Below are 12808 nucleotides of genomic sequence, written 5' to 3' on the forward strand. Positions count from 1 at the left end.
ATAACTATAATAATTGTTACTTTTCACACCCAGTACATGGCACATTAAAACCACAGGCCAGATCTTCTTATGTTGGGCAATAAACGAATACTTTACTTCGTTTCTTTGGCAAAGAAGACCGTCGCTTTTTTTAATATCTCGCGCTCCATTTCGAGACGTTTCACTTGAGCTTTTAAGTTACGGATCTCTTCTTGCTCAGGTGTTAATTTCCCATTACCACGAAAAGCATGACCATCCTCATTTTCAGATTCTTTTATCCAACGACCAAGCATATTGGGATTAACGCCCAGATTTCTAGCGGCTTCTGCCTGCGAATAATTTTGTTCAACAACTAAGGCGATAGCATCAAGTTTAAATTCTTTTGAATATTTTTTACGTTTCGTCATTTTGGATCTCCTATTAAGTTTATTATCTCTTAACTGGAGTAGTCGAATCCATTAAACCACGTTACAGGGTTAAATATTTTAAAGCAAGATAATATTGATTTAGTGATCCTTGATGTTGGTTTACCAGATATAAATGGTTTTGAACTTTGTAAACAGATACGTTTATTCTCTGATTTACCTATTATATTTTTAACTGCACGAAGTGATGAAATAGATAGAGTTGTTGGGCTTGAAATTGGTGCTGATGATTATGTTACAAAACCATTTAGCCCAAGAGAAATGTTAGCAAGGGTGAAAATACGTTTAAAACGTCATCTGCAACCTGTCAATATTGAGCCTCAGGTACAGCAAGTTCTAATTGAATCAACAGCCGATTTTGACTTTAAATGTCATGGGCATTCTTTGGGTCTAACGGCAATAGAATACAAAGTTTTAGCTAAGTTATTTAATCAGCCTAAGCAGGTATTTTCTCGTGAACAATTGCTTAATACTTGTGGTGTGGCTAATGATGTCGGTTACGAACGTAATATTGATAGTCATATCAAAACCCTAAGACAAAAAATAAAGCGTAAAGATCACTCTTTAGATGTGATCAAAACTAAAAGAGGTTTTGGTTACTTTTATGAGCAAACACCCTCATGAACTATTGGCCTAAAATCCCTTTAGGGGTTAGGCTCTTTTTACTTTATTTTGTACTAGTAATACTGACTACTTATGTTGTTAGCAGTACGATAATGCGAGAAATAAAGCCTACAGTTAGACAAACAACAGAAGAAACCTTAGTTGATATGGCTAATTTATTAGCGGTATTAGTGGCTGAAGATGTAAAAAATAAAACCTTATCTCACAGTCGTTCGGCACAATTACTTAAGCATTACGGGCAGAGAAGACCACAAGCAAAAATTTGGGGTTATGATAAAAAACATGTCAATCACCGTATTTATATTACTGATCATAAGGGGATTGTCATTTTAGATTCTGAGAATACAGATCTAGGTAAAGATTTCTCTAAATGGAATGATGTATATCTTACTCTGAAAGGACAGTATGGTGCTCGTTCAACTGCACTTGATATTAATGACCCCTTATCCACAATAATGCATGTTGCTGCACCTATTTATAATGGAAATAAAATAATAGGCGTTGTAACTGTTGCTAAGCCAAACCGAAGTTTACAACCTTATATTGAAATTGCTAAAAAACGTGTGATCCAATGGCTTGTGGTTATGTCTGTATTGGTCTTATTTGTTGGGGCATTGATCGCTTGGCGTATAAACAGTGCATTAAATAAGCTTGGTAATTTTGCTGATAAAATTGGTCTTGGCGAGAAAGTGGCGAAACCTAAATTTCGTGTGTTTTATGAGTTTAATCAATTAAGCAATGCATTAGAAAAAATGCGTAAACAACTAGATGGTAAAAATTATGTTGAACAATATGTTAAAACCTTAACACATGAGCTTAAAAGTCCTTTAGCTGCGATAAAAGGAGCAAGTGAAATTTTACAAACGCAACTTACTGAAAATCAAAAAGTACGTTTTGCGATGAATGTTGAACATAGCTCAGAGCGAATGCAAAACTTAATCGAACGTTTATTGAGTTTAAGCAAAGTCGAACAGCAGCAGCAATTATCAGATATTAATATTATTTTAATTGAACAGTTATTGAGTGATATTGTTGATGCTATTTCACTGAGATCTGATCAAAAATGTATTCAAGTAATAAAACCAAAATGCAATGACATGAGCATCAAAGCAGATGTTTTTTTATTACACCAAGCATTACTCAATATTTTAGAAAACGCATTAGACTTTACACCAATAAATGGGTCTATCAGTATCAGTTTACAAAATACTCAAGGGCAAGTTGCTTTTGTGATTATTAATCAAGGAAAGCCTATACCTGAATATGCTCTTAACCGCGTATGCGAGCGATTTTATTCACTGCCACGGCCAAATAATGGCAAAAAAAGTACAGGGTTAGGTTTAAATTTTGTAGAGCAAGTTGCTAAATTACATCAAGGTTTATTAATTGTTGAAAATACAGAGGAAGGTGTGAAAGTAAGTTTATCTATATCGACTCAGTTAAAATAATAAACTCCATATATTTAACATATTAAATGCACATAAAACCCATAATCTTTTTTCATACTGATTCAAAATTAGTCGGAGAATGTTATGCAGCAAAAATTGGGAATGAAAGCATTAATTGTATTGGGTTTAATCGTTTTTTTAATGATCCCGCTTATTTTAATAGAGGGTATTGTTGATGACAGAATAGCGTTACAACAACAAGTACAGCAGGAGATTGCTCGCAGTAGTAGTGCAGAGCAAAAAATAATAGGGCCCCTGTTGAAAATTAATTTTAAAAAGGCAGTTGCGACCAAAGATGACATTAAATTTGTAATTTTCAATAAGGTTTTTTTGCCTGAGCAACTCAAGATTTCTTCTAGTTTAGATACTTATGAAAAATATCGTGGAATTTATAAAGCACTATTATATCAGTCAAAAAATGAATTTTTAGGTGAGTTTTTATTAAGTCAGGTTGAGAATGTAGAATTTGAAACGATTGAATCTATTAGTTTGGCTTTTGCCATATCAGATATTAGAGGGATCCAAAATACATCACATATTAGTATAAACGGTAAAAATTATAGCCTTGAGCCCGGAACAGATTTACCTTTTATATCTGACGGAATACATGTCAAATTACCCGTTGAGGCAATTTTAAATAAGAATAAATTGAATTTTAATATCAACCTATCGATTCAAGGTATGAAAAATATTGCTTTTTCGCCACTTGGAAAAACAACACAATTAAATCTGCAAGCAAATTGGCAACATCCTAGTTTTTATGGTGAATATTTACCAATAAACTCAAATATCACAGATGAAGGGTTTAGTGCTCATTGGCAAACAAATTATTTTGCAACCAATATGCAAGATATTGTAGCCAGTTGCATGGAGCGTGATCAATGTGGAGCACTTTATCAGCGCTCTTTTGGTGTCAATATGATTGATTCAGTAGATCAATATTTGAAGAGTTATCGCGCTATTAATTATGCTTTATTATTCATAGTACTGACTTTTTCTAGCTTTTTATTATTAGAGATTTTTAAAGCAATACCTATTCATCCTGTGCAATATGGATTTGTTGGTTTAGCTTTAGCCGTCTTTTATTTATTATTATTATCTCTGAGCGAACATATAGGTTTTAATTTTGCTTATGCTATTTCAGCCTTATCATGTTCAAGTGTGTTAGGTGTGTATGTTGGTGGTATTTTTAAAAGTAAAAAGGAAGGGGGATATTTTAGTATTGCTGTTGTTGTTTTATATATTTTGTTATTTGCTTTACTGAGTGCTGAAAATTTTGCCTTGCTTATGGGCAGTATTTTAATCTTTATTATTTTAAGTTTATTGATGGTGCTTACGCGAAAAGTTAATTGGTATGATTCTATTGTGCCTCAAGAAAACTAGTTAATGTTTATGCTGCATATGACGATTATAATATAACTATATGCAGCAAAGTTCATATTTTGTTACGAATAATTCATATAAAAATACAGGTATTACATCTCAATTTAGCTTTAAAGGTGAATAAATTCTGTTATAACTAAGCCTGATTAAATTTAACCCTAATGGAATAATAATAATGACACATTTAAAATCACTCTTTAAAGGTTCACTTATCGCAGCTAGTCTTTTATGTACAGGCATGGTTAGTGCTCATGAGTCACATCATAAAACGTCTCATACACTAAGTGCGCTAGATAAAGCGATTGCAGGTGAACATCGCTCAGATAAAAATAAAAAACGTGATATGTACCGTAATCCTAAAGAAACGTTAGAGTTTTTTGGTTTTAAATCATCCATGACAGTTGTTGAGGTATCTCCAGGTGGTGCTTGGTATAGTGAAATTTTAGCGCCTGCATTAAAAGGTCAGGGTAAATTTTATGGTGCACAATATCCAGATACAGGTGAAGATAATTACTATAGTAAGTCTCGTAAAAGATTAGAAAAGAAATTAGCGAGTAATGCTATTTTTAGTGAGATGATGCTTACAGATTTTACACAAAAAAAACAAAGTGTTTTGGCGCCAAAAGGCAGTGCGGATTTAGTGCTTACTTTTAGAAATTTACATAACTGGGGTGAAGAAGGAGTTGAACAGCTTTTTAAAGATGCTTTTGTTGCACTAAAACCAGGTGGTGCTATGGGGGTTGTTGAGCATCGCATGCCAGAATCACAAGATTGGAAAAAGAATAAAAAAAGTGGGTATGTGCCAACAACTATGGTACTGAAACTTGCCAAAGAAGCTGGGTTTAAATTAGCCGCGAGCAGTGAAATTAATGCCAATGCAAAAGATACTGCAATGCATCCGAAAGGAGTATGGACTTTACCACCTGTACTTGCTTTAAAAGAACAAGATAAAGCTAAATATGTGGCAATTGGTGAAAGTGATCGTATGACATTAAAATTTGTAAAACCAGGCGCTAAACTTTAATCATTAGTGTAAAAAAGGACTGTTCTTAAATTACAGTCCTTATTTTTGATAAGACCAATAGATAAATAACCTTGGTGATATACCTCCCTTAGAATAAGATTTTAATTTAAACGCCTTCATATTTAGTTTATATTTCGACAATACCTATACATTGAACAATTTTAAAGTTAATTTTTTAAATGGAAGCTTAAGAGTTGTCTTTGTGACAGATTCTTATCGATATGTCTTAGTACTATCAAAACAGTTAACATGATGTTCAATTATTTTAAATCAACTCAAAATGATGGTTTAATAAACATGTATATCATTTGAGTGTATTAGATTACCTCAGATAAATTATAACGATTTACTTATTTAACAATAAAAAATATGTTTTCATCTATCTAAATTTTCCTGCTTATTTTCGTAATTATTTTTAATTTTTAAATTTCCCTAAGCCTGAGGTCTTATAAGTCTTATTGTTGAGTTTAATGCTAAACAAAGAGGTTTTAGATTTTCATTTTTTATGTGTTTTTATTAGGCTATAGTTTAATAATTGTTAATTGCGCAATTATTAAAAATGAACGAAAAATCGTAATTAACTCCTATAATTCCAAAAGAGGTCTTGCTTAGCTGGCTATGAGTAATAAACAAGATAGGATGATAAGGTTAGCAAGAGTATTACGTTATAACCGAGATCGAATAGACAAAGCATTAACACTTTTCAATGACAAGAAACGTCCTCTTTTTTACGCTGTGCCATTTTTACTTCAGATCAATCATCCAGACTTTCCTGGTTATATAGATGACCCAGAAATAATTTATGGCTTAGTCCTTTACCCTTATACAAAAGAAATTCAACATGCCCTGCTGAAAATATTTCCCAATCAAAAAAAACTGATAGATGATCCTAGGGAGATTTGGCCGAAAAAACGTTGTATAGAAGCTTTGTCTTTAATGGGGAGCATAGGTACGGCGGCACAATCTGAAAAATCTGACTTAGATTATTGGGTATGTGTTGATGGAGAAACTGTAAAAGATGTTAGATGGGAGCTGTTACAAAAAAAGTTGACCTTAATAGAGCTGTGGGTCTGGAGCACTCATAAACTTGAGGTACACTTTTTTTTGTCTGATATTGAACGTGTGCGTAATAATGACTTTGGTGCCGCTGATGGGGAAAGTGCGGGTTCGGCTCAGCCTACATTTTTAAAAAATGAATATTATAGTACGAATGTTATGATTTCAGGGAAAGTTCCTTTTTGGTGGATCACACCATGTAACTGCTCGAAAGAATATTATCAACAAGAATATCTGGCTTTAAAAAAAGGAAATGAACTGAATCCAAATCATTTTATTGACTTAGGTAATGTTGAGAAGTTAGAAGAAAATGAAATGTTTGGTGCGGCTATTTGGCAACTGACTAAAGCGATGGACTCTCCTTTTAAGTCAGTTTTAAAAATGGCAAAGCTAGAAGTTTTTCTTGATAATGCTCAAAAGCGGATCCCTTTGTGTAATATATTGAAAGGGAGAGTGCATAAGGGCGTTAATTCTAAAAAAAATAGCCGATATACAGATCCTTATGCCTTAATGTTTGACAGCATCATCAGTTATTATGAGAAAAATAACCCAAAGTTTAATGAGCTATTTAAAATCTGTTTATATATAAAAAGTGATTGTGCTTTATCAAATCAATTTACGGATAATTTAACTACTTTCAAACAAAATATGATCTTTCAATATTTACAGTCATGGAACTGGCAACAAGACACAATAGAAAATTATGATAGCGTAAAAAATTGGGAGTTCCAGAAAGTGAGTGTACTGGGACAACAAATACATTCATTTTTAATTGGCTGTTATCGACGTTTATCTACACAGATTCAAGGCCACGAACAGCTTGTAAATAATGAGGATATGACCGTAATAGGTAGAAAAATAGTGTCATTTTACAGTGTTAAACCTGGGAAAATACAATATTTAAAACGGGCATTTGAAACGGGATTAATTCAATCAGATATAACGATAACGATGGAGCTAGATTTAAGCTTTGATACCAAGCAGCGTTGGTCGGCTTTTAGAGGGCGTCTTAATTACCCCGATACTATGCATGAGAACCCTTGTTTTTTAAAGGATAGTAGCGACCCAGTTGATTTAGTACTGTGGTGTATTTTCAATCGAATTATAGATAAACATCCTAGATTTTACTTATTACAGAGTCATTTGACTATTAATGTTGATGATATTAGTGAGCTTATAAATGATGCATTAATGGACTTTCATCCTATTCGAGTTTCAGAATTATCAAGAGAAAAATTACTTGAGCCATGTCAAATCACGCACTGTTTACTTGTTATTAATTTTTCGAGTCATAAAAGTGTCGCTGATGTTGAAACTGTGCGAGTAATATATTTAACGAGTTGGGGAGAGTTATTTAGCTTTGCTGGCATCAAATCTTTTACTGATATAAAGCATGAGTTTATTTCGCAAGCGACACTTCCTTTTTGTCGTCTTTTTACGCCCAGTAGAAATAAACGTAAAGTGCTTTATAAGTTTGTTGAACAATTAGTTGATTTTGACTTTGATAAAGTAGGATTAGAAATAAAAAAGAAGGTTTAGGTAATTAATGCCAATGTTATAAGTCCATAAAGTAATCTGTCTGTCATAAATTTCGCATGAAATAGACATGTTTTTTAACTCGTTTTGTCTTATTTAGACTTTATTGTATTGCCTGAATACAATAAATGAGTAAAGGATTATGAAGTTAAAATTACGAAGCGTAGCAGTTTTATGTGCAACATCACTATTGATAGTTGGATGTTCAGATTCAGATAAAGATGACCCCAGTCTTGCGCCTGAAATAGGTACTCAATTAGAGCTTCGTCTGTTAGAAACTACCGATTTACATGCAAATGTGCTGAGTTACAATTATTTTTCCGATAAATCTGATGATAAAGTAGGTTTGGCTAAAACGGCTTTATTAATCAATCAAGCACGAGAGCAAGTGAGTAATCATATCTTGGTTGATAATGGCGATTTATTGCAAGGTAATCCGCTAGGTGACTATATTGCAAAAATAAAAACATTGAAACCTGGTGATATTCATCCAATGTATAAAGCAATGAATACACTCAATTATGATGTAGCAAATATTGGTAATCATGAATTTAATTTTGGTTTAGACTTTTTACAAGAAGCCATTAATGATGCTAATTTTCCTTATATATCAGCTAATGTATTTGTTGATGATGGTGATGCTGATGAAGGCAACGATGAAACTTTATTCCCCCCCTTTTTAATCAAGGAAAAAGCTTTTACTGATAAATCAGGTAATACACATCAAATAAAAATTGGTTTTATTGGTTTTGTGCCACCACAAATAATGCAGTGGGATAAAGCAAATCTAGCGGGTAAAGTGATTGCAAAAGATATTGTAAAAATGGCGAAACATTATGTGCCATTAATGAAAGCACAGGGGGCTGATATTGTTATTGCAATACCTCACTCAGGACTTGATGTTAGTGAACAAAAACCATTAGCGGAGAATGCCAGTTATTATTTGTCAGAAGTAGATGATATAGATGCCATCATGTTTGGTCATGCCCATGCTAATTTTCCTGGTGAAAAATATGATGGTTTGGTTGAAGCTGCAATCGATAATGAGAAAGGAACATTAAATGGTGTAGCTGCTGTTATGCCAGGTTTTTGGGGAAATAATTTAGGCATTATAGATTTAAACTTAGAATATACGATAGATGGTTGGCAAGTTATTTCATCACAATCTCAATTACAATCAATTTATGAAATAGATGATAATAAAAAAGTTATTCCTTTAGTTACAAGTGATACAGATATTGTAGATGCGGTAAGTACTGAGCATGATGAAACACGAACTTGGGTTAATAAAGCATTTGCGAAAGTATCAGGACCTATCAATAGTTATTTTGCTTTGGTGAATGATGACCCTTCAATACAAATTGTGACAGATGCCCAAAGTTGGTATACAGCAAAAATAGTAGAAGGAACTGAACTTGAAGGGCTACCAATTTTATCTGCGGGAGCGCCTTTTAGATCTGGTCGAGGGGGGGCAGACGATTATACCGCAATAGAAGCGGGAGATATTGCATATCGCAATGTTGCAGATCTGTATATTTATCCAAATATTCTTAAAGTACTCAAATTAAATGGTGAACAAGTTAAAGAGTGGTTAGAAATGTCAGCTGGGCAATTTAATCAAATAACGGCTAACTCAAATCAAGTACAAGCGCTCATTAATTCAGATTTCCCATCATATAACTTTGATGTTTTAGACGGTGTCACCTATCAAATTGATGTAACACAGCCCGCACGATATGATACTAAAGGTACAAAAATAAGTGATGGTAACCGGATTAAAAATTTACGCTTTTCGGGTGAATTAGTAACAGATCAGCAAGTGTTTTTAGTCGCAACTAATAACTATCGCGCTTCAGGTGGTGGGCACTTCCCAAATATAGATACTAGTAAAGTCGTGATAGATTCACCTAATGAAAATCGTCAAGTGGTGGCTGATTATTTAACAGCACAAACAGAGTTAAATACTGAGTCTGGACTTGATCCATCCGCTGACATGAACTGGCAGTTTTCCCCAGTTGAAAATGTGAACATTCAATTTCACAGTTCAAATAGTGAACAAGCAAATGAGTTTAGCAAAAAATTCGACCATATTTTACCTACTGGTGAAATTAATGATGCAGGTTTTGCACTGTACTCATTAGATTTAAATATAAAAAAATAGCCCCCCTTTAAAACCTGCGTTCTTTAGCAGGTTTTTTTCTATGGAATGAAAAAATGAAAAATATCAAGATATTTAACAAAGCTTTGCTTAAAACGGCTCAAGCTTTAAGCTTAGCGTCTGTATTCTCTCTAAACTTTGCAAATGCAGCTACCCCTTATGCTTGGAATAATATAGCGCCAGTTAAAACGCCTAGCAGTACAAATAATAATGGAAAAACCGTTTTGTTTGACGTGTCTCATGGTGGTGTAGAGGGCAATGCTGATTGGGTCATTGACGGTGCATTTTCTGATTTTGCAGATGCACTTGTTATCCAAGGATATACGGTAAAAGAGTATAGAGGTATTGATTATAATCAAGATGGCGTAATACGTTTTCATGATGATAGAGTTAATAATACGCCTCAAAATGAAGCGGTTATCACTTATGATGCCATTAAAAATTCAGATGTATTTGTATTAGCTGAAACGAATCGTCCTTTCACATTATCTGAACAAACAGCATTAATTCAATATGTAAATGCAGGTAAAGGGTTGTTTTTTATAGCAGATCATTATGATGCTGATCGCAATTTAAATACTTGGGATGCCACCGAAGTGTTTAATGGTTATAACCGCTCAGACCTAGAAAAATATAATTTAGGTGGACAATATGGAGATTGGCGAAATCCTAAAGATGCATATTCTGGATGGTTAGTTGAAAATTTTGGTATTCGTTTTCGTTTTAATGCCATTGACTATAAAGCAGGTATAAGTGGTATTAAATCTCCAAGTGAAACAGAAGGAATTACGCAAGGTGCGCAGCCTGTTTTGATGGCGGGTGGTGCCACTTTAGCGATTGTTGATGAACAAAAAGCAAAAGGTCTTGTTTATTTTTCAGAAAATGACAAGCCAACAAAGTGGAGACATGCGAAAGATTCCGGGCTTTATTTTGGTGGCGAAGCTGAAGGCCCTTATGTCGCAATCGCTAAATCAGGTAAAGGAAAGGCTGCATTTATTGGTGACTCATCGCCTATTGAAGATACTACGCCTAAATATAAACGCCAAGATAATGGTAATTCAAAAAAAACGTACCCTGGTTGGACTGACTCAGGAAATGCGGCACAACTGAGTGTAAATATTATTAATTGGTTAGCAAAAACAGAAAACTATACTTCTTTTAATAATGAAGATGGTCATATATCAGGAATGGTTACCCCTGATGCGATGGCCACACAAGAGTTTACCGACCCTAACAATGGAAATCCTTGGGGAACACCTGCAAGCGGTTTTAATGCTTGGGATACAGATAGCTATAAAAATAATGCTTTTAATGCTGCTTTTGGCGATATTCAAGGTGAACCGGATCCAACGCCTGATCCAACAACAAATATATCTGTTTCAGAAGCATTAAAAATGCCGCAAGGGAGTAATGTCACTGTGGTAGGTAAAGTGACTGCCGCGGTAAATGGCATTTATGCGTTAGAACTAAGTGATATAAATGATATATCAAGTCATATTTTTGTAAAACTTGAAAGTACACAACGTTCAGACTTTAATCCGCAGCTTAATCCTGAAATTTTAAATCAACATATCATTGTTACAGGTATTCGTAATAGCTATATGAATGAAGCAGGTATACGCAATGTCAGCAAAATAGCACTCGCACCTACTGCATTATCAGTAAAGCAAGCACTAGCAAGTGCAAAAGGAGAGCTAATCACATTAACAGGAAAAGTAAAATCAGCATTAAATGATATATATGCTTTAGTGCTAGTTGATAATAATTCAGATCTCACAATAAATATTAAATTAGAAAGCAACCAACGAAGTCAGTTTAGTCCACAATTGAATCCTGAACTATTAGATGCACAATTATTAATAAAAGGTGTTCGTGATAGTTATATGGGGGGAGATGGCGTAAGACAAGTCTCAAATATAGAGCTTGTATCTAATAACACTCCAACCACACCAGAAGGGCTAACGGTTTCTCAAGCACTGGCTTTGCAAAATGGCACTTTAGTGACAGTTATTGGGGAAATTAAAAGCGCAATTAATGGTCAATATGCTTTAGCTTTGATTGATGCTGATAATCAATTTGAAACACTTTATATTAAATTAGAATCAAATCACCGAGACACTTTTAGTCCACAAATCAACCCACAAAATATAGGTAAAAAAATTCGTGTAACGGGTATTCGAAATGATTATATGAATGAATTAGGCGTTAAATATGTTAGTGATATTTCTTTTATAAATTAAATAAGCTTAGTGTAAGTTGCCAAATTTAGATGTGGTAACTACTTTTAAGCTGCATTGAGATAAATATTATATTTGGCAGCATTTACATTGAATTTTGTATGATATTTAGCCATCATTAATTTAGAGGGTATAATGATGGCTAACATGATAAAAAGTTTAATAATGTTTAACTTTTTGACATTAAGTATAACGATATTTGCTAATACTCATTTAAGCATTGTGATTGGAGAATGGCCTCCATTTAATTATACAAATGAAAATAATCAAATTGTTGGAAGTACAACAGACCTAGTTAAAAAGGTGCTAAAACAAGTCAATATTTCATATAGTATTCGGAGTTATCCTTGGGCTCGTTCAATGTTGATAGCGCAAGGTTCTGGAAATGTAATGATATATTCCATTTACCAAACACCCGAACGATTTAATAAATTTCAATGGATTTGTCCCTTATCCCCTCCAGTTAAAACCTTTTTGTATCGTTTAGAAAGTCGTAAAGATTTAGATATTTCCTCACTTTCGCAGGCAAAAAATTATCGAATTGGTGTCCACCGAAATAGCAGTACACATGAGTTTTTAGTTAAAAAAGGATTTGCAGCAGGTGATAACTTAGATTTAATTGCTGATGGTAAGATAAATACCCGAAAGTTCTTAGCTAAAAGATTGGATTTTATTGTAGAAACGGAATTTTCAGTGAAGCAAAGACTAAAAAATTTAAACATGTCTACTGATATTGTAGTTAAGGCTCTAGAACTAAAAGGCTTTAGTGGAAATTCGGTTTGCATGGCATTTAGCTTAGCTACGGATAAAAACTTGATAGAAAAAATAGAAATTGCTTTACGAAAAATTCAGAGTAAGTCGTAAACAGGTATAAGTGAGGAGGAATATATAACCATTATTATTCAGATAGATCTAATCCTTTTTAGTTGTTTTTTGAT

Annotated in this window: 8 protein-coding genes and 1 pseudogene; 8 read left to right on the forward strand and 1 reads right to left on the reverse strand. The window is 33.6% G+C overall.

Annotated elements, in window-relative coordinates; all coding sequences use genetic code 11:
• Positions 1 to 386: pseudogene (locus BM088_RS10195) on the reverse strand (transposase); the annotation flags it as partial.
• A 75-nt stretch (positions 387 to 461) separates the two neighbouring features.
• On the opposite strand from BM088_RS10195, the gene BM088_RS10200 reads away from it, so the two are divergent.
• From BM088_RS10200 to BM088_RS10235, 8 genes are all read left to right on the forward strand, one after another.
• On the forward strand, positions 462 to 1028 hold the full coding sequence (locus BM088_RS10200; protein ID WP_091983373.1) for a response regulator: 567 nt from the start codon (positions 462 to 464) through the stop codon (positions 1026 to 1028).
• Positions 1025 to 2476: a two-component system sensor histidine kinase CreC gene (gene creC, locus BM088_RS10205; protein WP_091983375.1), complete on the forward strand. Its 1452-nt coding sequence runs from the start codon at positions 1025 to 1027 to the stop codon at positions 2474 to 2476. The genes BM088_RS10200 and creC overlap by 4 nt, the downstream gene beginning before the upstream one ends.
• A gap of 84 nt (positions 2477 to 2560) precedes the next feature.
• Complete coding sequence (creD, locus tag BM088_RS10210) at positions 2561 to 3859, forward strand: cell envelope integrity protein CreD (protein WP_091983376.1); 1299 nt, start codon at positions 2561 to 2563, stop codon at positions 3857 to 3859.
• A 175-nt stretch (positions 3860 to 4034) separates the two neighbouring features.
• Complete coding sequence (locus BM088_RS10215) at positions 4035 to 4883, forward strand: class I SAM-dependent methyltransferase (RefSeq protein ID WP_091983378.1); 849 nt, start codon at positions 4035 to 4037, stop codon at positions 4881 to 4883.
• Between the two features lie 618 nt (positions 4884 to 5501).
• A complete protein-coding gene (locus tag BM088_RS10220; RefSeq protein WP_091983379.1) occupies positions 5502 to 7478 on the forward strand; it encodes a class I adenylate cyclase in 1977 nt (658 codons plus the stop codon).
• Between the two features lie 139 nt (positions 7479 to 7617).
• Positions 7618 to 9636, forward strand: a complete 2019-nt coding sequence (locus BM088_RS10225; protein ID WP_091983380.1) for a bifunctional 2',3'-cyclic-nucleotide 2'-phosphodiesterase/3'-nucleotidase — start codon at positions 7618 to 7620, stop codon at positions 9634 to 9636.
• Between the two features lie 53 nt (positions 9637 to 9689).
• Entirely contained in the window at positions 9690 to 11873 is a 2184-nt protein-coding gene (locus BM088_RS10230; protein ID WP_091983381.1) for a DUF6359 domain-containing protein, read from the forward strand.
• A 162-nt stretch (positions 11874 to 12035) separates the two neighbouring features.
• The gene (locus tag BM088_RS10235; protein ID WP_177208011.1) at positions 12036 to 12734 is read left to right on the forward strand and encodes a substrate-binding periplasmic protein; all 699 of its coding nucleotides are present in this window, start codon (positions 12036 to 12038) and stop codon (positions 12732 to 12734) included.
• Positions 12735 to 12808 lie beyond the last annotated feature (74 nt).

This window comes from Pseudoalteromonas denitrificans DSM 6059 (assembly GCF_900112265.1).
In the GTDB taxonomy this organism is placed as follows: Bacteria; Pseudomonadota; Gammaproteobacteria; order Enterobacterales; family Alteromonadaceae; genus Pseudoalteromonas; species Pseudoalteromonas denitrificans.